General features: G+C 67.7%; 17 protein-coding genes. 9 read left to right on the top strand and 8 right to left on the bottom strand.

Annotated elements, in window-relative coordinates:
• Nucleotides 1-183 precede the first annotated feature (183 nt).
• The 5 genes from CA982_RS10265 (at nt 184) to CA982_RS10240 (ending at nt 6,697) form a co-directional block, all read left to right on the top strand.
• Nucleotides 184-1,686: a S1C family serine protease gene (locus tag CA982_RS10265; protein ID WP_086535220.1), complete on the top strand. Its 1,503-nt coding sequence runs from the start codon at nt 184-186 to the stop codon at nt 1,684-1,686.
• A gap of 138 nt (nt 1,687-1,824) precedes the next feature.
• Nucleotides 1,825-2,493, top strand: coding sequence for a MogA/MoaB family molybdenum cofactor biosynthesis protein (locus tag CA982_RS10260; RefSeq protein ID WP_086535219.1), 669 nt, complete (start codon nt 1,825-1,827; stop codon nt 2,491-2,493).
• Nucleotides 2,494-3,199: 706 nt separating this feature from the next.
• Nucleotides 3,200-3,841 carry an MspA family porin gene (locus CA982_RS10250; protein ID WP_086535217.1) on the top strand — a complete coding sequence of 214 codons (642 nt, stop codon included), beginning with the start codon at nt 3,200-3,202 and terminating at the stop codon, nt 3,839-3,841.
• Nucleotides 3,842-3,911: 70 nt separating this feature from the next.
• Entirely contained in the window at nt 3,912-4,598 is a 687-nt protein-coding gene (locus CA982_RS10245; protein ID WP_086535216.1) for an MspA family porin, read from the top strand.
• Between the two features lie 188 nt (nt 4,599-4,786).
• Nucleotides 4,787-6,697 (top strand): ABC transporter ATP-binding protein, encoded by a 1,911-nt coding sequence (locus CA982_RS10240; protein WP_086535215.1) that lies wholly within the window; start codon nt 4,787-4,789, stop codon nt 6,695-6,697.
• Here the strand turns inward: CA982_RS10240 and CA982_RS10235 are convergent.
• The 3 genes from CA982_RS10235 to CA982_RS10225 all read right to left on the bottom strand — a co-directional run bounded on the left by CA982_RS10235 (nt 6,632) and on the right by CA982_RS10225 (nt 11,326).
• Nucleotides 6,632-7,612: an alpha/beta hydrolase gene (locus CA982_RS10235; RefSeq protein WP_086535214.1), complete on the bottom strand. Its 981-nt coding sequence runs from the start codon at nt 7,610-7,612 to the stop codon at nt 6,632-6,634. The genes CA982_RS10240 and CA982_RS10235 overlap by 66 nt on opposite strands.
• Nucleotides 7,613-7,674: 62 nt before the next feature.
• Nucleotides 7,675-9,570, bottom strand: a complete 1,896-nt coding sequence (locus CA982_RS10230; RefSeq protein ID WP_086535213.1) for an ABC transporter ATP-binding protein — start codon at nt 9,568-9,570, stop codon at nt 7,675-7,677.
• On the bottom strand, nt 9,563-11,326 hold the full coding sequence (locus tag CA982_RS10225) for an ABC transporter ATP-binding protein (protein ID WP_086535212.1): 1,764 nt from the start codon (nt 11,324-11,326) through the stop codon (nt 9,563-9,565). The genes CA982_RS10230 and CA982_RS10225 overlap by 8 nt, the downstream gene beginning before the upstream one ends.
• Before the next feature lie 1,338 nt (nt 11,327-12,664).
• On the opposite strand from CA982_RS10225, the gene CA982_RS10220 reads away from it, so the two are divergent.
• Entirely contained in the window at nt 12,665-13,288 is a 624-nt protein-coding gene (locus CA982_RS10220; RefSeq protein WP_086535244.1) for a hypothetical protein, read from the top strand.
• A 295-nt stretch (nt 13,289-13,583) separates the two neighbouring features.
• On the opposite strand, the gene CA982_RS27065 is transcribed toward CA982_RS10220, so the two are convergent.
• The 3 genes from CA982_RS27065 to CA982_RS10205 form a co-directional block, all read right to left on the bottom strand.
• Nucleotides 13,584-13,712 (bottom strand): hypothetical protein, encoded by a 129-nt coding sequence (locus CA982_RS27065; RefSeq protein ID WP_255220176.1) that lies wholly within the window; start codon nt 13,710-13,712, stop codon nt 13,584-13,586.
• 141 nt (nt 13,713-13,853) lie between these two features.
• Nucleotides 13,854-14,690 carry a large conductance mechanosensitive channel protein MscL gene (gene mscL / locus CA982_RS10210; protein WP_086535243.1) on the bottom strand — a complete coding sequence of 279 codons (837 nt, stop codon included), beginning with the start codon at nt 14,688-14,690 and terminating at the stop codon, nt 13,854-13,856.
• A 177-nt stretch (nt 14,691-14,867) separates the two neighbouring features.
• On the bottom strand, nt 14,868-15,539 hold the full coding sequence (locus tag CA982_RS10205; protein WP_086535210.1) for an SAF domain-containing protein: 672 nt from the start codon (nt 15,537-15,539) through the stop codon (nt 14,868-14,870).
• 229 nt (nt 15,540-15,768) lie between these two features.
• Between CA982_RS10205 and nhaA the strand changes: the two genes are divergently transcribed.
• Nucleotides 15,769-17,034 carry a Na+/H+ antiporter NhaA gene (nhaA, locus tag CA982_RS10200; protein WP_086535209.1) on the top strand — a complete coding sequence of 422 codons (1,266 nt, stop codon included), beginning with the start codon at nt 15,769-15,771 and terminating at the stop codon, nt 17,032-17,034.
• A 4-nt stretch (nt 17,035-17,038) separates the two neighbouring features.
• On the opposite strand, the gene CA982_RS10195 is transcribed toward nhaA, so the two are convergent.
• Nucleotides 17,039-18,586: an alanine/glycine:cation symporter family protein gene (locus tag CA982_RS10195; protein ID WP_086535208.1), complete on the bottom strand. Its 1,548-nt coding sequence runs from the start codon at nt 18,584-18,586 to the stop codon at nt 17,039-17,041.
• A 232-nt stretch (nt 18,587-18,818) separates the two neighbouring features.
• On the opposite strand from CA982_RS10195, the gene CA982_RS10190 reads away from it, so the two are divergent.
• The gene (locus tag CA982_RS10190) at nt 18,819-19,151 is read left to right on the top strand and encodes an FmdB family zinc ribbon protein (RefSeq protein ID WP_208617924.1); all 333 of its coding nucleotides are present in this window, start codon (nt 18,819-18,821) and stop codon (nt 19,149-19,151) included.
• A 79-nt stretch (nt 19,152-19,230) separates the two neighbouring features.
• Here CA982_RS10190 and CA982_RS10185 read toward each other — a convergent pair whose 3' ends face one another.
• Nucleotides 19,231-19,809, bottom strand: a complete 579-nt coding sequence (locus CA982_RS10185) for a 5-formyltetrahydrofolate cyclo-ligase (protein ID WP_086535206.1) — start codon at nt 19,807-19,809, stop codon at nt 19,231-19,233.
• 163 nt (nt 19,810-19,972) lie between these two features.
• Between CA982_RS10185 and CA982_RS10180 the strand changes: the two genes are divergently transcribed.
• Nucleotides 19,973-20,917, top strand: a complete 945-nt coding sequence (locus tag CA982_RS10180; protein WP_004020030.1) for a UTP--glucose-1-phosphate uridylyltransferase — start codon at nt 19,973-19,975, stop codon at nt 20,915-20,917.
• Nucleotides 20,918-21,010 lie beyond the last annotated feature (93 nt).

Here is a 21,010-nt window from a genome sequence, read left to right as displayed (position 1 = left end):
GGCGACTGTGAACGGGTCCGTACGCACCCGGTGTGACCTGGTCAGCGATCACCTAGGGTTGACCGAAGGCGCAGTTCGGGTATCGGACCGAGGAATCGGTCCGGCCCGTTCATCGGAACAGATCAGCACCGGCTCCTCAGACGAGCACGAGCACAGGGCCGGACCGACGAGGAAGAGACGAAGATGACGACTGGCGGTTCGCACGGTGACGGTTCCTACGGGGGCGGTCAGCACGGCGGTGGTCAACCCGGCGGAAGTCAACACGGCGGCCAGCACGGGGGCGGCCAACCGGGCGGGGGCCACCACGCGGCGCCCGGGAACGAGCAGTCGTCATCGAATGGACCGTTCGGCCCCCCGTCCGGGTCCTTCCCCGCACCGGGCGGCCAACCCGGTTACCCCGGCAACAATGCACCGACGTCGGCGTACGGCCGTCCCGGCACGAGTCCGTTCCCGCCGCAGGGGCCGTACGGTCCGGGCCCGGCATACGGACAGTCGGGTCCGACCCCCTTCGGCGCACAGCCCGGCTCGCCGGGCCACGGCCTGGACGGCTCGTCGACCGCGCCTGCCAAGAAGAAGGGTGGTGGCGGACGCCTCGTGGCCCTGGGAGTGGGTGCCCTCGTCCTGGCGCTGGTCGCGGGCGGCGCAGGCGGTGTCGCCGGATACAACCTGGCCGACTCCGACGGCGGTTCCAGCAACAGCAGCGGCCCACTGGGCGGCGATCCCGGCAACGGCAACACGGCCCCGGTCGCCGCGCCCGCCGGGTCCGTCCAAGAGGTCGCGGCCCGGGTCACTCCGTCGGTGGTCTCCATCGAGGTGGCGTCCGGCGGGGCGATGGGCTCCGGCTCGGGGGTCGTGCTCAGCGATGACGGCGTCATCATGACGAACAATCACGTCGTCAGCGCCGGCGGCGACGCTCCGGCATCGCGCGTCGCGGTCAACTTCGCCGACGGTTCGCGGTCGCAGGCCCGTGTCCTGGGCGCCGACCCCATCTCCGACATCGCCGTCATCAAGGTCGACCGCAACGACCTGACGCCGATCACCGTCGGCAACTCGAACAATCTCGCCGTCGGGCAGGACGTGATCGCGATCGGCTCGCCCCTCGGGCTCGCGGGCACCGTCACGACCGGGATCATCAGTGCGCTCAACCGGCCGGTGCTGACCTCGCGTGACCCCGGAACCAACACCACCTCGGTCATCGACGCCATCCAGACCGACGCCGCGATCAACCCCGGCAACTCGGGCGGTGCACTCGTGAACGCACGGGGTGCGCTGATCGGCATCAACACCGCCATCGCCACCCTCGGCGGGGGCGAGGAACAGGCCGGTGGCAGCATCGGACTCGGGTTCGCGATCCCGATCGACCAGGCCATCCGGGTGGCCCGCGAACTCGAATCGACCGGCAAGGCCACCCACGCCAACATCGGGGTGTCGGTGCGGCCGAGCGGAGCGTCCGACGCACCGGGTGCCGTGGTGACCGCGGTGTCGCCCGGCGGCCCGGCAGCCAGTGCGGGCATCCCCGACGACGCGGTCATCACCAAGGTCGACGACCGCGCCATCTCCTCCGGGGACGCTCTCGTGGCCGCAGTCCGGTCGCACGCCCCGGGCGACACGGTCACCGTGACCTACGTCGACAACGGCGCGACCAAGACCGCACAGGTGAAGCTGGGGACGCTCGAAGTCGGCTGAGGCGGTACTCGCCGGCGGAATCGCCTCCGCCGAAGGAACAACTGCATCGAAGAGGCTGCACCGACGCCCGTCCCGGGTCGCGGCGCAGCGCAGCACGAAAGACCGTTTCGACGGTCCCACCCATAGAAAGGGCCTGTCATGTCCGACGCTGCTTCGCGCAAACCGGGTAACACCGTCGTCTCCGCCGAGACCGACATCGACGAGAACTCGCTGGACGTCCGTCTCGCGGGCGGTCCGGGACCGGTCGATCCCGCGGATGTGGTCGCCGCCGACGCCGCGGCGCGTGAATTCGTCGCCCGGCACGAGCAGGCCACCCACCGTCCGCAGGGTGAGGAGATCGGCCGCGCACTGGTCGTCGTGGTCGACGACGAAGCGGCGCACGGCGAGGATCAGCGTCTGCTCGGCCCTCTCGTGAGCGAGTTGCTCGCCGAGGCCGGGTTCCACGTCGACGCCGCTGTCGTCGTCTCCGGCGACGAGGTGGAGATCCGCAACGCCCTCAACACCGCGGTGATCGGCGGGGTGGACCTCGTGGTGTCGGTGGGCGGGGTGGGCGTCGGCGCCCGGGATGTGACGCCGGAGGCGACCGAACCCCTCCTGGATCGACGTCTGCGCGGCATCGAAGAGGCCGTCCGCAGCTCCGGCCTCGCCGCGGGGGCCACTGATGGTGGACTTTCGCGCGGCCTGGCTGGAATCAGCGGCCAGACGCTGGTGGTGAACCTGGCCAATTCGCGCGCGGCCGTGCGCGACGGCATGGCGACCGCGGCGCCCCTCGCGAAGTACGTGATCGAGTCGATCAGCGAGTTCTGATCCAGGTCGCTCAGCCCACCGTTTCTGGGCTGCGAAATCTGTTCAGCAATGCTAAGAAAACCCCTGGTTAACAGGGCGATGACCGCCTCTCGATTGGACATCTGACCCGGTGGCACACGAGCCCGCAGGCCCCGAGAAATCCGCGATGAGCAGCGATGATGACGCCGCGCAGCATCGAGCTGCGCGGCGTCGTCGCCTCGATTCGGTGTTCGGGGACGACCTTCCTGAACTGACTTCAGACGATAGTGATCAACATCACACAGGGCGTTCTAAGGATTGGTTCGAAGCGCAACGACCGCCTCATTACGAGTGAGTAGGAGCGTCCCGCACGCGGGCACAGCAGGGTGTTTTCCTGTCGTTAACTTTCGCCTTTCGATCGCTGGCGAATTCGGTATTCACGATGGTGCGTGGCCTGTTCGTGACACGCTCGAGTCCTCCTGTTGCCCCACTTGAGACCCCTCCGATAACGTTCGGCTCGACGACACGCCGGTCCCCAGAGTCGGGGACCGGGGGTAGTCCTGCGATCTGTCGCGAATGACAACGCAGCAGTGACCAGGAATTCGATGGATTCTTAACGACAGCTAAGACATGCGTAAGAGCGCGCTTAGTGGTAACTGTGTGGAAGCCCATCGAACGTCGAGGGTCATGACTTGCGGGTGTGAGTGCATTCCGCGGGGTAACAGCCGAATCCTGTGAGAGGGAACGAATGAGCAAGTTCAGCAAGCTTGGGCTGCGCCGCGCCGCGGGCGCGGTCGCGATCGCCTCGGCCGCGGTCGTGGGCCTGGCCGGCATGGGTGCCGGTGAGGCGTCGGCAGTGAAGCTGCCGAATGGTTACAAGAACGCGACCGGCATCGACGGTGAGTCCATTCAGACGTGGCGTACCGCCGAGAGTGCCTACCCGATCCCGACCGTCGCGAACAACCCCGCCTCGCGCGGCTTCGTGATCTCCGGCACCTACTCCGGTAAGGCGTCGGCAGGCGTCGGCGGCAACCTGGCCGTGAAGTACATCATCGGCTGCCAGGTCGACGTCAGCGGCATCACGCTGGACCTCAGCGGCGCGATCAGCCTCACCGCCACCACGCTGTCCGGCTCGCTCGGCCTCCCGCTGAAGCCCGGTCAGGTCGCGGTCGTCGACATCACCGACAAGGACTTCTCCGACTCCGGTGTCGCAGCCGTCCAGCTGTCGCAGCTCTCTTTCAACCTCAACCAGTGCGGTGGCTACGCCTCGGCTCGTTCGGCGGTCAAGACCATCGGCGCCAAGGGCTACAGCACTGACGACGGCAAGGTCAGCGGCGAAGGCACCCTGATCCAGTCCACCCTGTACGGCCAGCCCTTCACCATCGGCTGATCAGCTCAGATAAACCAGCTCCACCTGACTTGTCTGCCCTGAGCAGATCGATATTCCACGAAGGGGAATCATGAAGAAGAACATCACGCGTCGCGTGGTTGCGGCGGCCGGTATCACCGGTGCCGTCGCGATGGGCCTCACCAGCCTGGGCGCCGGCGGCGCCACCGCCGGCCCGCTCGCGGGTGGCACCATCACCAAGACCCTGGTCGACGGCACCCCCGTCACCGTTCAGCTGTTCGACGAGTACGTCAACGTCCAGCGTCCGATCAGCAACGTGCCCACCACCCGTGAGGTCTGGCTGTCGGGCAAGGTCCGCGTGACCGTCGGCGGCAAGGCCGAGGGTGGCTCGATCAAGGTCGGCTACGACGTCGGTTGCCAGGTCAACTTCGGCGGCGGCGAGGCCTCTGTGCCGGGTCTGCAGGGCGGACTCGACTACAGCGACCCGTCGAACGTCACCGTCGGCGGCGGCCTCGACGGCGAAGAGGTCGGCGGCGGCTTCTCGCTCGGCCCGGGCGAGGTCAAGCGTCAGTGGCTCGTCAACGAGACCTCCGGCGACGACACCGCGTACAAGAACTACAACGTGAACGCCTACACCTTCAAGGGTCAGAAGGGTGGCGTCGTCTTCAGCCAGGAGCAGTTCAAGGTCGAGAGCTGCGCCGGCTACGCCGCGGCTCGCGCCTTCATCCAGGTGACCGTCAGCACCGACGCCGTCAAGGGTGTCGTGGCGCTGAACGGCAAGCCGTTCAGTCTCGGCTGATCGACTCTTTCTCTCCACGCCGCGGGGCGGGAATCCGAACGGATTCCCGCCCCGCGGTTTTTTGTCCGGTCGCTGCGGTGTCGCTGTGAGTCTCCTGTAACCGGCTTTCTCGCATGGGTTTTCAACGGTCATCGGCCGTAGTGTCGGTCGCGGCGGTCCCGTCCCGCCAGCGAGGAGCGAGAAGAGAAGTGAGCACCGCAACCGAATCGAGAACGGCTGACGATCGAGCCGTGCCGGAGTCGGCGCCAGCTATGTCGGGTTCCGGCACCGGGCCGGCGACGCTTTCCGTGCCGGCCACCGTCCGGCGGTTCGCCCCGCTGCTCGCCGGCCTACGGTGGCAGCTCGCCGTCGCGGTCGTCTTCCACCTCGTGCAGGTGGGCACCACGGTCGTCACCGTCGCGCTGTTCGGCCACATCGTCGACGAGGTGCTCGTGACCGGGGACCTCAGCGCGCTCAGGACACCGATGATGATCTGGGTCGGGGTGTCGGTGCTCGGCGCGGTGACGTCGTACGCCGGCGGGATGCTCACCGGAAACGTCACCGAGACGGTGCTGCTGCGCCTCCGCGATCAGTTGTATACGCACACCCAGCGGCTCGCGCCGCATGCGCGGAGCCGGTTCGGGAGCGGAGACCTGGTGTCGCGCAACACCGGTGATGTCGAGGCGGTCGACAGTCTGTTGTCGTCGGGGGTGGTCGCCGGCGTCGTCGCGGCGGTGAGCGTGCTGGTCTATGGTCTCGCGGCGTTCGTGACGAACTGGCAGCTGGCGCTGATCGCGGCGATCCTCGCGCCGCTGCTCTGGTTGATCGCCCGTCGATTCGGTGCCGCGGTGAAACGCGCCTCGCGCCGGGAGCGGGAGGCGGCCGGGCAGATCAGTTCGCTGGTCGCCGAGGGGATCGGCGCCATGGTGGCATTGCAGGCAGACAATCAGACCGCGCGTCACCGGCGTCGCGTCGGAGACCAGAGCCGGCGGTGGCGTGATGCCCGGATGTCCGAACTGCGGGCCGACGCCGCCTTCGCCGAGGCCGTCACGGTCGTCGAGGTGCTGTGCATGATCGCCGTCATCGCAGTCGGGGCGTGGCAGATCTCCCGCGGCGAGGCGCAATTGGGCACACTCATCGCCCTCACGGGCTACCTCGGCTACCTCTACCCGCAGATCCAGACGCTGGGCGGCCTGGTCGTCGAGGTCACGTCCGCGACCGCGAGTGCCGAGCGGGTGGCCCAGGTCCTCGACGCGCCGATGGGTGCTGCCGAAGAGCATCTCGTCGAACCCGAGCCCGACCCTGCTGAGTCGGGTGTCACCGTCCGGGCCCCTGCCTCACCCGTGGTCGCGGACTCCGGCCCGGCGACCCTGACGCTGACCGGCGTGTCTTTCGCGTACCCGGACAGCAGGTGTCCGGTCTTCGAGGACGCCGAACTGGAGATCCGCGCGGGTGAGACGTTGGCGATCACGGGTCCCAGCGGCGCCGGCAAGAGCACCCTGACGTACCTGCTGCTGCGTCTGTACGACCCCGATACCGGCACGATCCGGTTGAACGGCACCGACATCCGCGATCTCGACGTGGCCGGGTTGCGGGCGCACCTGTCGGTGCTGCACCAGCAACCGGCCCTGATGCGCGGCACGATCGCCGAGAACATCCGCTTCGGCGACGACACCGCCACGGAGGCCGACATCGTCGAGGCCGCGAGGACCGCGGGTGCGGCCGGCTTCATCTCGGCGATGAACGGCGGCTTCGACGCCGAGGTCACCGAACGAGGAGAGAATCTGTCCGGCGGTCAGCGACAGCGGATCGCACTGGCGCGCACGGTCCTGCGGGACCGGCCGGTGCTCGTCCTCGACGAACCGACCACCGGTCTCGACGACGAGAGCGTCGGTGAGATCCTGGGACCACTCGCGACGATCGCGTCCACCCGGACCACGCTTCTCATCAGCCACGACCCGCGCGTTCTCGAACTCGCCGACCGGCGAGTCGAGCTGCGCGAGGGGTGTTTCACCGCTGCCGGACCGATGGGGTCGCGGCGAGCGAGGCGGGGGCTACCGGAGGGCGCGCTCGTAGAACGACCACGAACGGTGCAGCTGGTCCTGCCAGTACAGCCATGAGTGGGTGCCGGTCGGCGGGAGATCCACGGTCGCAGGGATGTTGAGCTCACCGAGACGGTTGAGGAGCTGGACGGTGCATCCGAGGGTGGCGCCCTCGATCACGCCACCGACGACGACCTGGTCGGCGAGGGTGTCCAGATCCTTCACGTACCGGGGATTGTCGTACTGTCCGGGCAGGCCACCGGCATTGCTGATGTAGAGCTTCTGACCGCGCAGCTTGGCGGCGTTGACCACGGGATCGTGTGCGCGCCAACCGGAACCGCCGTAGGGGCCCCACATGTTGGTGGCGTCGCCGTCGCCGCGCGTCTCCACGACGAGACGGATGTACTCCTGTCCGAACGGATCCGACGTCGTCGGGCAGCCGCTGTAGGAGCCGACGGCCTCGTAGAGGTCGGGGTGCTCGATGGCGAGATTCAGCACCGACGTCGCCGACGACGAGATCCCGCCGATGGCGTTGCGGCCCGAGGTGTTGTAGGTGGCGTCCACGACCGCGGGCAACTCCTTGCCCAGGAAGGTCGACCACTTGTGCACACCGAGAACCGGATCGGGCTTCTGCCAGTCGGTGTAGTAGCTGTACTGTCCGGCATTCGGGATCACCACGTAGAGGTTCTTGTTGCGGGTGAACTCGACGATGTCGGTCTTCTCCAGCCAGTTGGCGCGGTCCTCGCCGCCGCCGGCACCGTTGAGCAGGTAGAGCACCCCGCGCGGCTTCGACTCGTCGGCCGGCTTGATCACCGTGAGCGGGACGTCGCGATTCATCGCGTCGGAATGCACCACGATGTCGGTGACACGGCCGGGTGAACCGGCGTCGACCAGTCGTGGTGCCGCGCTCGCCCCACCGGCCAGCGGGGCGACGAGCGAGACGCTGAGGGCGACCACTGCCGCCATCCCGAGCCTGCGCAGACTGCTGTACACGTTTCCTCCTGATCGGGAGACGACGGGCCGATGTTCCGACCCGCGCTGGCTCCTGCCTTCTGTCACGGGTTCGATCCCGTGTCCGGACCGTTCGGACTGTTGCCGTCCACCCGCTCGTCGTCCCGGGTGCCGTCGGGCACCAGTCCGCACCGGCGGGCGTAGACACCGCCCGCGGCGATCAATTCCTGGTGGGTCCCGGCCTCGGCAATCACCCTATCGTCGAGCACGACGATCATGTCGGCCAATGCGGCGGTGGCCATGCGGTGAGTGATCAGCAAGGTGGTCGTCCCGGCACGCAGGCGGTGCAGGGCGCGTTGGACGAGCAGTTCGGTACGGGGATCGGCGGCGCTCGTCGCCTCGTCGAGAATCAGGATCTTCGGCGATGACGCGATCGCTCGCGCGACGGTGACCAGCTGTTTCTCGCCGGCACTGAGGTTCTCGGATTCTTGACCGATGACGGTGTCGATGCCGTTCGGCAGAGCGGCGACGATCTGCGCGACGTGGCTGTCGTCGAGTGCGGTGTCCACCGCCCGGCCGTCGTCGATGCCGAAGGCGATGTTCTCGCGGACGGTTCCGGTGAACAGCCACGGCTCCTGGGTGACGACGGCCATGTCGGTGCGAACCTGCTGCGGGCCGAGTTCGGTCAGGTCGACGCCGTCGATGGTGATCGATCCGCGGCTGGGTGTGTAGAACGCCTGCAGCAGGTTGGTGAGAGTGGTCTTGCCCGACCCGGTGGTCCCGACCACGGCGGTGGTCGTGCCGGGCGCCATCCGGAAACTCACCGACTCGAGGACGGGGTTGTCCGCGTCGTACGCGAAACCCACGTCGTCGAAGACGATCTCGGGCGGGAGCTGGTGGCGGCCGGACGAGGCGGGCACCGGCACGCCGGTGTCGACGCCGACGTCTTCGGGGGCCTCGAGCACTTCGCGGACCTTGCTCGCCGACACCGTTCCGGACTGGACCTTCGTGACGAACCCCGCGAGTTCGCGGACCGCGCTGGTCAGCTGCTGGGCGAAGACCACCACGACCTGGGCCGCGCCGAGGCTCAGATGCCCGTCGACCACCATGATCCCGCCGAGGACGGCCAGCACCAGGAACACCAGGGCGTTGACCGCGGTCAGCACCGAAGGCAACGAGCCGCCGATCCACTGGGCGGAGCGGACCGAGGAGAAGAGGCTGTCGTTCAGGTCGCGGAAGCGCCGTGCCGCGGTCGGTTCGGCGTTGTAGGCCTGCAGCATCCGGCGCGCGCTGAGCTCTTCCTCGATGTGACCGGTCAGGGCGGCGGTGGTCGTCCACCGGGCCTCCAGGTGCGGCCGGGCCCGGCGGGCGAGCAGGACCGCGGCCAGCGCCGACACCGGTGCCGCGACGAGGGCGACGGCGGCCAGGACCGGGGAGATGACGAACAGCACGGCGGTGACGACGACGAGTGTCAGGGCGTTGGTCGGGACGGTGACCAGCACCGGGGCGATCACGGTGGCGGCGTTGTCGGTGTGGGCCGTCAACTTGCTCACCAGCGAACCGCGTCTGGTGTTCTCGAAGTAGCGAAGCGGTAGCCGGTGGATCTTGTCCTCGATGCGCGCACGGAGCCCGGCCACCGACCGCTGCACGGCGACGGTCAGCAGCTGGCCCTGGGCGAGGCTGCAGGCCGCGGCGGCCACGAACACCCCGACCTGGACGCCGAGCAGGGTCCAGAGAAGTCTCCAGTCCATCGTCGCGTCGCCGACCGTACCGTCGACGATGACGTTGGTGATCGCACCGAACAGGATCGGCGCGACCACGCCGGCGACGGCGGCCAGGATGGCGAAGAGGGAGATCGCGGCACCACGACCCCGGCTCAGGTCGAGTTGCCGCACGATCCAGCGCAACGATCCGTCCGGTGCAGGTGCCTTCTGCGACGGTGCCGACGGCCGACCCCCGATGGGTGCGACCGGCCGCGCCTGCGGCCTCTGGTCAAGCATTGGTCACCGCTTGTGCGTAGGCGATCTCCCGATAGATCTCACTCCGGTCCCGCAGCACGGAGTCGGTGCCGAGGTCGACGATTCGTCCGGCGTCGAGCACGGCGATCACATCGGCGCGCTGCACCGAGGACACCCGCTGCGCGGCGAGCAGGACCGTCGCATCCGGATCGGTCCGTCGCAAACGGTCGATGATCGTGGCCTCGGTGTCGACGTCGAGGGCGCTGAAGGGGTCGTCGAGCACGTACAGCGACGGCCGGCGGAGCACCGCGCGGGCCAGTGCGAGTCGCTGGCGCTGGCCGCCGGAGAAGTTGCGTCCCTCCTGCGACACCGAGGCCTCGAGAGCCCCGGGCCTCGTCGAGACGAAGTCGGCGGCCGCGGCGACCTCGAGGGCCGCCCACAATTCGTCATCGGTCGCGTCCGGGCGGGCGATCCGCAGATTGTCGGCGATCGTTCCGGTGATGAGCTCGGCGCCCTGGCCCACGAACGCACTGCGAGCCCGAACCCACGCGGGTGCGAGGCCGGTCACGTCGTCCTCGTCCCAGCGGAGAAGCCCCGAGGTCGGGTCGGCGAATCGGAGGGGGAGAGACAGCAGCGTCGACTTGCCGCTCCCGGTTCCGCCGAGGATGCCGGTGACCGTCCCGGGTGCGCAGAACAGCGAGACCTCGTCGACAGTCGGCGCCTCGGCGCCGGGGTAGGAGACGGACACCGCGTCGAAGACGATCGCGGGCGGCGTCGACACCTCGGCGGTCTGGGGAGCACCCGGGTCGAGTGGCTCGGTGTCGAGGACCGCGGTGATCCGTCCCGCGCTGGTCACGGCGCGCGGGATGATCCCGGCGATCATGGTCAGCAACGACACCGCCAGCAGGATCTGCGCGAGGTAGCCCACCGTGGCGGTGATCTGGCCGATCTGCATCTCCCCGCGGTCGACGAAGACGGCACCCAACGCGGTCACCGCGACCACCGCGAGGTTCGAGACGACGGTGACCATCGGGAGCATCAGGACCTGCAGACGACCCAGACGCAGGGCCACATGGGTGAGTTCGTCGTTCTCCGCGGCGAACCGGGCGCGCTCGCGATCTTCTCGGCGAAAGGTCCGGATGATCGCGATTCCGCGCAACTGCTCGCGCAGCACCCTGTTGACGACGTCCAGACGACGCTGCAGCTGGGCAGCCCACGGCACCAGGCGTCGGACGAGCACCGCGACCAGGATCACGAGCACCGTCCCCGCGACGACCAGCACCGGCGCCATCCGCCAGCCCTGCGCCAGCGAGAGCACCAGTGCGCCGAACAGCATCAACGGTGCGGTCACCACGACGGTCAGACCGACGAAGAGGAATCCCTGGATCTGGCCCACGTCACCGGTGGTACGCGTCAGCAGGCTCGACAGGCCGATGGAGTGGACTTGCGGATCGCTGAACGCACTGATCCGGCTGTGCAGGCGGATGCGGAGGTCGCGCGCGGCGGTCGCCGAGATGTGGGATGCGAGGAAAGTGGCTCCGATCGACACCACGAGGTTGGCCACGGCGACGACGACCATGAGCACACCGACTCGTTTGATCGTCGCCACGTCGCCGCGCAGGATGCCGTCGTCGATGATCGCGGCGTTCAGTGCCGGCTGGGCGAGCGTGGTGAACACCGACGCGAGCTGGAAGAGGAGGAAGCCGACGCAGGCCCACCGGGTCGTCCGGAGCGCGTCGAACAGGAGCGCGAGCAACGCGCGGACCTCATCCTTGCTCAGCGAGCGGGTGACGGGCATCAGGTGAGGCTACTCCGGGTCGTGGTGACGCTGGCGAACCGCATGGAAAGGATTCTGCCCCGACAACGGGCTCGGTGGATGCGCGGTCGTGAGTGTTCCGAAGTCTACATGCGCTCGTTTCCCAGCGGACCGCCCCGGATATCCCGGTCCGATTCACTTGTTGTATCGCAAAATGACGGCGAAGAATGCTTCATTCGGTGGGAATTGTCCCGCGCGAAAGTGAAAGAACCGCCCCGGACCGGAGTCCGGGGCGGTTCGTGTCGGATCGAGATCTACGCGGGAGCTTCTTCCGAACCCGATTCGATCGAACCGGTGACCAGTTCGACGATAGCGTCGGTGATTGCGCCCTGAATGATGTCGGCCATGTGGTCTCCTTCGTCGATGGTGGACTTCCGGACGTGGGCGTCGTTCGCAGAGGAACGACGATCACGACGCAGACAATACGATATTCGACAATGCGGTCGTCAACAGTCCATGGACTTCCGGTGAACCGTTTCGCAACATTCGGGTGCGCTGACCCGGCGGTTCTTTTCGGATGCTTGCGTGCAACGCACAACGCCCCCGGCATAGGCCGGGGGCGTTGTGCGAAAAAGGTGGATCAGTTCTCGGTCGGAGCCTCGTCCGACAGGCTGTCCAGGTCGCGGATGAGTTCGCTCAGGTTGATCTCGATACCGGTTGCCATGTGAATCTCCTTCTGTGGCTTGAATCGAACGTGATGGTCTGGCCGAAGACTACGGCCGGTGCTTCTAGTCCTCGATCGGGACGCCGTCGCTGTCCAGCGACCCGGTCAGAAGATCCTTGATCGCAGAGTCGATTCCTCCGCCGACAACTTCACCCATGACAAACTCCTTCTCGTGTGACGATCTTTCGTGTCCGTCGCCATACGGCCGACGGGTGGCATGCGGTCTCGTCGGTCGTATCGCCGCCGCGATCTGTCGACTGCGCATGCCTGAGAAAACTTGTTCACCGCCGCAGATCGCTGATCTGGATGCAGCGATTCGCGTTGTGGGGCCGAACTACTCGGCGGTCGTGCCGTCCGAGCCGCCGCCTTCGTCGGAACCGGTGACCAATTCCTCGATGTAGAGGCGGATCCAGGAAATACTGATCGCGTCAGACATGCGAATCTCCTAATGGTTGTCGACGATCTGAGTGTGTAGCGCGTTCGTTCCGTCCCGAGGACAGCAACGCGGCCGACATTACCGCACACCCCACCACCTGTCCTGACCAGAGACGGTTGAATTCTGCGTGAACTCATCCGCTGTCGGAATGGGCGAACATGTCGGCCGAAGCATGCCGGGTGGTTCGCCGTACGCCACACAACTGTGCTGGTATGAACCGATGACGCAACGCGTGGTGGCGGGCGGTACGACCAGCCGGCAGTTGTCCGAATCGGACCGGGAGACCGCACTCGACCTGCTCGAACACGGCCTGCGTGAGGTGCCGGTCTACCGGTGGCTCATCGGGGACGACGCCCCGGTCGAGGCGTACCGCTGGTATGGGGAGATCCTCTTCGTCGAGTATCTGCACGGGCTCCACGGCGTCTTCGACGAGCAGGGCGAGCTGATCGCGCTGATCGCGGTGTCGGCCACCACCGATGAGGCGGGACGGATCGACGAGGATCTCAAGGCGCGCACACGCCACCAGGTGCAGGCGATCGACGGCTTCGTTCACCGCTTCACCGAACTGCAGCGAAAGTCTGAGGAGGCGCAGGTCGCCGAGCGTCCGATCCGGGTGATCTTCGCGCTCGTCCGCCCGGAGCATCGCCGCGGCGGCACCCTGGCGGGTCTGGTCGACCCCGTGATCCAGCGTGGACGGCGCGAGCGGTTACCGGTGACCGCGAGCACGAGCGATCCGCAGTTGTCGGAACTGTATGCGCGCAAGTGGAATGCGTTGGTGCGTGCGGAATTCACCCTGACCGACGGGCCGACGGTGTGGGTTCAGCGGGTCGACCCACCGGCGTAGGCGCTGTTGCTCCCTGAGGTGCGAGCGCAAGCGGCGCTTCCCATGTTCCCTGAGGTGCGAGCGAAAGCAGCGCTTCCCATGTTCCCTGAGGTGCGAGCGAAGCGAGCCACGAAGGGCTGGTGAGTTACCAACCCTTCGTGGCTCGTCGCTATCGCTCCTCGCACCTCAGGGAGCCGGGGCGCTCGGGGCGATCGCTCCTCGCACCTCAGGGAGCCGGGGTGCGAGGGGCTATCGCTCCTCGCGCCTCAGAGCCGTGGCTCTCGGGGCTCCTTCGAGGCGGTGGTACTCGCCGGCGTCAGCTACCGAAGAACCACGGGAACGTCTTCGGGCGGGCCTGCGGACGCGCCTGGTTGCGCTGCTGCGGACGCGCCTGACGGCGGTTCTGGGGCTGCGGCTGACGGTTCTGCGCGGGCTTGTTGGGCATTCGATCATCCTGTTCTCGTTCGGTCGCACCGGTGTGGGGGCCGGTGCGGTCGCACGTTCCGGCGACGAATCCCAAAGTAGGGAGCCAACCTTCGGGTTCGGATGGTTCCGCCTGTCAGCTTCCTGCGAGACCGGGCCCGGGTCAGCGCGAGTGACGACCCGGCGCGTCCGGGCCCTCGCCCGGGAAGTCGCCCGGGTACTGCTCACCGGGATAACCGGATCCGGGACCGGGCGGCGGGTAGTTCCCGGCACCCGGGTAGTTGCCGGGCGGCGGGTAGCTGCCGGGCGCGGGCTGCGGCGTCGGATACGGCTGTCCGGTAGGGCCTCCCGGTGGCGGTCCCTGCGGCGGGCGGTTCTGCGGCGGAGCCGACTGGGGCGGAACGGACTGGGGCGGAGCCGATTGCGGGGGAGTCGGGTGCGAGGGCGGACCCTGAGGGGACGGGGGACTCGAGATGCGTTGGGTCGTACCGGCTCCGGCAGGCGCCTCATACGGGGCAAAGGAACCCGACGGCGGACCGTATGAGTCGCCGGCGGGTCCGGCCGGGTCGGTCAGATGCGGCGGCAGGTCGCTCTCGGCTTCCGCCTTGGCCTTCGAGGTTCCTTCCGGGTCGAGCAGGTCGCGGATCTCGGACAGCAGCGCGATCTCCGTGACCTCCGCCTTCTTCCCGAAGCCGCCCAGTTCGGCCAGCTTGTTGTACGGCAGGATGATGATGAAGTACACCACTGCGGCGATGATCAGGAAGTTGATCACGGCGGTGATGACGCTGCCGAGGTCGACGAATGTCGATGGGTTGTCGGTGATCTGGAAACCGAGTCCCTGTGCGGCGTCGGAGCCGACGGGGATCGAGTTGATGATCGGCTGGACGATGCCGTCGGTGAAGGCGGTGACGATCGCGGTGAACGCCGCGCCGATGATGACCGCCGTTGCCAGTTCGACGACATTGCCCTTGAGTATGAAGTCCCTGAATCCCTTGAGCACGGTGTGCGGCCTCTTTTCGGTGATGTCCTGCTCTTGTCCGGCGATTCTGTGCATGATCGGAGCAAATCCGACATGCGCTGTGCGAGCTCGTACTACCCTATCCACGATCGTGAACGAACCGATCCATTTGAGTTGATTCGCGCCCCTGTGTCGTCCTGCCGCGATCGGCATCCGCGGTCAGTGGAGGACCACGGCGAGCGAGGTGTCGAGACCCGCGGCCGCGACTCGGTGAGCAGCCGCGGCGTCCATGGCGAGCAGCACCGGGGCAGCCGCGGTCCGGCTGGGAGCGAGACCGCCGGACTGCGGCTCGACGGCGTGGAGGGCGACGACTGCCCGCCGTGCCAGCACCTCGGCCTCCTCGGTCAGCACGTCCACCACGTCACCTGGGCGGAGGAGCGATGTCACCGCGTCGTCCGACAGTTGGATCGGCACGAGGCGGGCGTCGTCGATCCCGGTCAGGTCGGCAGGCAGGTGCGAGGACAGCAACCGCGCATCGGTCAGGATCTCGCCTGCGCGGACACGTCCCGTCACCGTCCGTCCGACGGCCGGTGTCACATCGGTCAGGAACCCGTCGGGAACCGTCCGGTTCGCGACCCTCCGCGGTTGCAGGTCGCCGGATTCGACGACCTGACCTGGCCGCAGGTCGTGCGCGGCGACCAGGACCTCGACGTCGCCGTCGGCGCGCGTTCCGGCGACCCCGAAGACCACCGCAGCGACCATCAGAGCCGCGGCGGAAAGGCGTCGGACCAGCAGATTGCGCGTCCACCCCGGCCGCAGCGCGGAACCCAGTCGGTCGCGCAGGCGAGGCCCCAGGGAGGCGCTGGACGGATGCTTCGACGCGGCAGGCATGAGGCGAAAGCTAAAGCCGTTCGCCGGGATCGGCGGTTCGCGGAACTCTCTGTGGACAACTCGACGTCGGCCCTGGGCCCCTGTGGACACCGTTCTCGCGAACGGGGCCGGAATGGCCCGCGGCGTCCCCGTGGGGGAGAATCGATAATCGGTGTGCCGGGAAGTCTGGTCGGCCGTTGCCCGGTGCGGGTGGCGTGACGATGACCTGTCCGTCTGACTGAGGAGCGCGATGACCGACCGGACACCAGATGACCTCACCGGAGAACTCAGCCGGACGAACCGACTGCGGCGTTGGGCGGCTCTCGACACGACCAGCGGGGCCTTGCTTCTCGTGGCCGCCGCCGTCGCCGTGGTGTGGGCCAACTCGCCGTGGCGCGAGACCTACGATTCCCTCCTCCACGTCGAAGTCGGGCCCGAGGCGCTCCACCTGCACCTGTCGCTGGCGCACTGGGCGTCCGACGGACTGCTGGCGATCTTCTTCTTCGTCGTCGGAGTCGAACTCAAACACGAGTTCGTGGCCGGGAGCCTGCGGGACCTGAAACTCGCCGGTGTCCCGATCGCCGCCGCGGTGGGCGGGATGGTCACCCCCGCGCTCTGCTACGTCGTGGTGGTCGCGCTCGGCGACCCCGAGGGGTTGCGCGGCTGGGCGATCCCGACTGCCACCGACATCGCGTTCGCCCTCGCGGTGCTCGCGATCTTCGGTCGCGGCCTGCCGCTCGCGTTACGGACTTTCTTGCTGACGCTCGCCGTCGTCGACGACCTCCTCGGCATCGTCGTCATCGCGACGTTCTACACCGAGGAGATCGACTTCGTCATGCTGGCGGCGGCGCTCGTCGCGGTGGCCCTCTTCGCCGTGCTGGTACGGCAGGCATGGCGGTGGTGGCCGGTCCTCATCCCGGTCGCTGTCGTCGCGTGGGGCCTCATGCACGCCTCCGGTGTCCACGCGACCGTTGCCGGCGTGCTGCTCGGATTCGTCGTGCCCGCCGTCGCGATCCGCGGTGAGGAGCAGCCGCGCACCGAACGACTCGACGACGCGGTCCGCCCGTACTCGGCCGCGCTTGCCCTGCCGGTGTTCGCCTTCGCCGCCGCGGGGGTGACCGTCGTCGGCGGTGACGGGTCGATCGTGCAGCCGGTGTCGATCGGCATCGTCGTCGGTCTCGTCGTCGGCAAGCTCGTGGGCGTCCTCGGCTCGACGTGGCTGATGACGACGTTCACGCCGCTGCGGTTGCCCGACTCGATCGGGATTCGAGACCTCCTGCCGGTGGGCCTGCTGACCGGCGTCGGATTCACGGTCGCGTTGCTCATCGCCGAACTGAGCTTCGAGGCAGGCTCCGACGATCACGCCGCCGCGGCGAAGGCGGCGATCCTCGTCGGATCGGGGGTCTCGGCGATCCTGGCCGCGATCCTGCTCCGGTGGGACGCCCGGCAGGCGCGCGATCCGGACATGAACCGCGACAACATCCCCGACATCGACAAGGACGTCATCGGGGGATAGGTCCCTACTTCGCCAGTGTCGCGGCCTCTCGGGTGTCGTCGGCCCGACCATAGGACTCCCAGAACGTCGCTCCCACGATGCCCAGGGCGACCGGATCGAAGATCGGGTCCTTGCCCTCCTTCTTCTGCTTCTCGTAATCGCGCAGCGCCTTGAATGCGGGTTGCTGCAGGATCAGGATGCCGATGATGTTCAGCCATGCCATCAGGCCGACCCCGATATCGCCCAGCGTCCACGCCTCGCTCGCGGTGGAGACGCAGCCGATCGCCACCGACACCAGGATCAGGGCTTGGAGCAGCATGGTCAGGTTGGCGCCGAGCGTGCTGCGGAGCGGACCGATGTAGATCGTGGACGCCTTGCCCATCAGGAACCGCAGGTTGGTCTCGGCCATGTAGTAGTACGCGATGATCGTCGTGAGGCAGAAGAACGCCAGTGAGACCGCGACGAAGGTCGACCCGGCGCCGCTCCACATGCTGTCGAAGCCGATCTGGACGAAGGTGGGACCGACGTCGGTGCCGCCGGGCAGGAGGCCGCCCTCGGCGATCACCGCGCCGTCGGCGCTCTCACCTTCGAACACACGGTAGGCGCCGGTCGAGATGATCAGGAAGCCGGTGGCCGAGCAGACGAACAACGTGTCGACGTACACGGCGAACGCCTGCACGAAGCCCTGCTTCGCCGGGTGCGAGACCTCGGCGGCCGCCGCGGCGTGCGGTCCGGTGCCCTGACCGGCCTCATTGGAGTAGATGCCGCGCTTGACGCCCCACATCACGGCGGCGCCGACAACCGAACCGAAGACGGAATCGATCCCGAAGGCGCTCGCGAAGATCAGGCGCAGAACGTCGGGGATCTGCGAGGCGTTGGTGAACACGACGACGAGCGCGAACAGGATGTACAGGACGGCCATGAACGGGACGACGATCGTCGCGAAGGTCGCGATGCGCTTGACCCCGCCGATGATGACGAACGCGAGTACGATGACCACGCCGACCGCGACGGCCCAGTCCGCGATACCCCATGCCTGGCTCATCGCGATCGCCATGGAGTTGGACTGGACGCTCGGGAGCAGCAGCCCGCACGCGAGCACGGTCACGGCGGCGAACACGAGACCGTAGACCTTGAAGAACGGTGCCGCCTTGGTGTGGGCGAGTGCCTTGCTGAAGTAGTAGGCCGGCCCGCCGCGGTACTCGTTGGTCAGCGGATCGCGCGTCTTGTAGATCTGGCCGAGCGTGCACTCGACGAACGACGTCGACGCCCCGAGAAAGGCCATCGCCCACATCCAGAACAGTGCGCCCGGTCCGCCGAAGGCGATCGCCGTCGCCACACCGGCGATGTTGCCGGTACCGACGCGCCCGGCCAGCGAGATCATCAGCGCCTGGAAGGACGAGACACCGTCGGGGGAGCTCTCGCCATGACGCATCACCCGGATCATCTCGGGCACGTGCCGGATCTGCAGGAACCTCGACCGTATGGAGAAATACACCCCCACACCGAGGCACAGGTACACCAGCGGATTGCTCCAGATGATGCTGTTGAGATCGTTCAGGAAATCGGTCATGTCGGGCTCCAGCGATGGTGGGTGCTGCCGTTCGGGCAGCGCGTCGCGGACAGGGTGCGGTGAACCGTTTACTTCGGCTAGGCAAACACTTTGCACGACGCCGCGCGGCGGTGCGCGCCAAGCCGGGAATCGGGCGGCAGAAGCCGGGTGGAAGGCGCGCTTAGCACTCGGAATGACTGAGTGCCAAAGTCGGTTACACTGGTCAGCGTTTACTGACTTTTCGGAGGTTTCGGTGCCCACCTACTCGTATGCCTGCACGGAGTGCGACAACAAGTTCGACATCGTCCAGTCCTTCTCCGACGACTCGTTGACCGAGTGCCCGCAGTGCGCGGGTCGCCTGCGCAAGCTGTTCAACTCGGTCGGCATCGTGTTCAAGGGCAGCGGTTTCTACCGCACGGACTCCCGTCCGGGATCGTCGTCGGACACCTCGACGTCGTCGTCCTCGTCGGAGAGCTCGTCGTCCTCGAGTTCCTCGTCGTCGGACAGTTCGTCGAGCAGTTCCAAGTCGGACTCGTCGAGTTCGTCGTCGACCAAGAGCGAGACCAAGGCGGCGACGCCCGCCTGATCGGCGGCACGACAACGTCACCAGCAGAACCCGGGCCGGCTGTCACCTCGACACCGCCCGGGTTCTGTCGTACCTGCGATCAGGTGAGCCTGCGGAACCCGTCGCCGGGTGTGAGCGTCCAGCCGACCGGGACGTCGTGGTCGCCGGACGGCAGGGAGTCGACGACCTCGTCGTCGTAGACCACCCCGACGAGATCGGCCGACAGTCCGTGCAGCGTGCGGTCGTAATATCCGGCGCCGCGACCCAGGCGCACCCCGCTCTTGTCGATGGCCAGGGCAGGTACCAGGATCACCGACGCCGCGCGGATCGCGGTCACACCGACCGGGTCGGTCGTCGGCTCGAGGAGATCCCAGCGCCCGGGAGCCAGTGAGTCCGGCCCCGTGTAGGGAGCCCAGTCCAACGGTGCGGGACCGCCGTCGGGAACCACCGGGACGAGCACCGAGACACCCCGGTCGACCAAGGCGTCGAGCATCGAATTCGAGCCGGGTTCGTTGCCCACCGGAACGTGGGCGGCAACCGTGACGTCGTACTCCAGACGAAACGGGCAGGCGTACATCCACTCGGCGAGGGCGGCGGCGGAACGGTCCCGTTCGGCCTCTGACCGGCGTGCGCGTCGCTCTTCGATCTCTTGTCGCAGTTGCTGTTTCAGCGTTGGCAAGACCCGACCGTCCTTCGCGTCGTCTCGACACCGGTGGCGTGTGCGGCCCGGCGGTGACAGCCGGGACGCCCGCACTGTATCCGACCGGCGGAATGTGTGTGATGAGGTCCCGGTCACCGCCGTCTGTCCGGCCGACAACCGGCGCCTGTCCTAGGGTGGATTCATGAGTGCGACGGATAAAGCTGGTTTCAGTGAGTACGACGGTGTACCCAACACTCCGCCGATCCCGCGTACCGCGGTAGTCCCGGCAGCCGGGTTGGGCACGAGGTTCTTGCCGGCGACCAAGACGGTTCCCAAGGAATTGCTCCCCGTGGTCGACACCCCCGGCATCGAGCTCGTCGCCGAAGAGGCCAAGGCGGCCGGCGCCGATCGTCTGCTCATCGTGACCTCGCCGGGCAAGGACGGCGTGGTCGCCCACTTCGTCGAGGACCTCGTCCTGGAGAACACGCTCGCCACGCGCGGCAAGGAGTCCATGCTGGCGAAGGTGCGCAAGGCGCCCAACCTGCTCGAGGTCGCCTCGGTCGTGCAGGAGAAGCCGCTGGGCCTGGGTCACGCGGTCGGGTGCGTCGAGAGCTATCTCGACGACGACGAGGACGCCGTCGCGGTTCTGCTGCCCGATGATCTGGTCCTGCCCGGCGGCGTCCTGGAGGTCATGGCCCGCACACGGCAGCGCCGGGGCGGGTCGGTGCTGTGTGCCATCGAGGTGCCCGAGGAACGGATCAGCGCGTACGGCGTCTTCGACGTCGAGCCGCTCCCCGATGCCAACAACCCCAACGTGATGCGGCTCAAGGGCATGGTCGAGAAGCCCGAACCGCAGGACGCGCCGTCGAATCTCGCCGCCGCCGGCCGCTACATCCTGGACCGCAAGATCTTCGACGCGCTGCGGCGCATCGAGCCCGGGGCGGGTGGTGAACTCCAACTCACCGACGCCATCGCGCTGCTCATCGAGGAGGGCGAGCCGGTTCACGTCGTGGTGCACCACGGCACCCGGCACGATCTCGGCAATCCCGGCGGCTACCTCAAGGCCGCCGTCGACTTCGCCCTCGACCGCGACGATTACGGCCCCGATCTGCGCGAGTGGCTGGAGAAGCGCCTCGCCGACAGCTGAGTCCGCGTCGCGATCGGCGGCTGCATCCGCGCGCCTCGCACGCCGAGGCGGGAGTGCTCGATAACGTTTCCGACGTGTTGTATCGAGTGCACG

The sequence above is a fragment of the Gordonia lacunae genome (assembly GCF_002149015.1).
Taxonomy (GTDB): Bacteria; Actinomycetota; Actinomycetes; order Mycobacteriales; family Mycobacteriaceae; genus Gordonia; species Gordonia lacunae.
Note: the sequence above shows the minus strand (reverse complement) of the source record. Positions and strands in the feature narration are given on the sequence as shown.

Bases quoted from the DNA above. Each gene is read 5' to 3' on its own strand.
- CA982_RS10265 (WP_086535220.1), top strand. From the start codon at position 184: ATGACGACTGGCGGTTCGCACGGTGACGGTTCCTACGGGGGCGGTCAG.
- CA982_RS10260 (WP_086535219.1), top strand. From the start codon at position 1,825: ATGTCCGACGCTGCTTCGCGCAAACCGGGTAACACCGTCGTCTCCGCC.
- CA982_RS10250 (WP_086535217.1), top strand. From the start codon at position 3,200: ATGAGCAAGTTCAGCAAGCTTGGGCTGCGCCGCGCCGCGGGCGCGGTC.
- CA982_RS10245 (WP_086535216.1), top strand. From the start codon at position 3,912: ATGAAGAAGAACATCACGCGTCGCGTGGTTGCGGCGGCCGGTATCACC.
- CA982_RS10230 (WP_086535213.1), bottom strand. From the start codon at position 9,570: ATGCTTGACCAGAGGCCGCAGGCGCGGCCGGTCGCACCCATCGGGGGT.
- CA982_RS10225 (WP_086535212.1), bottom strand. From the start codon at position 11,326: ATGCCCGTCACCCGCTCGCTGAGCAAGGATGAGGTCCGCGCGTTGCTC.
- CA982_RS10220 (WP_086535244.1), top strand. From the start codon at position 12,665: ATGACGCAACGCGTGGTGGCGGGCGGTACGACCAGCCGGCAGTTGTCC.
- CA982_RS27065 (WP_255220176.1), bottom strand. From the start codon at position 13,712: ATGCCCAACAAGCCCGCGCAGAACCGTCAGCCGCAGCCCCAGAACCGC.
- CA982_RS10205 (WP_086535210.1), bottom strand. From the start codon at position 15,539: ATGCCTGCCGCGTCGAAGCATCCGTCCAGCGCCTCCCTGGGGCCTCGC.
- nhaA (WP_086535209.1), top strand. From the start codon at position 15,769: ATGACCGACCGGACACCAGATGACCTCACCGGAGAACTCAGCCGGACG.
- CA982_RS10195 (WP_086535208.1), bottom strand. From the start codon at position 18,586: ATGACCGATTTCCTGAACGATCTCAACAGCATCATCTGGAGCAATCCG.
- CA982_RS10180 (WP_004020030.1), top strand. From the start codon at position 19,973: ATGAGTGCGACGGATAAAGCTGGTTTCAGTGAGTACGACGGTGTACCC.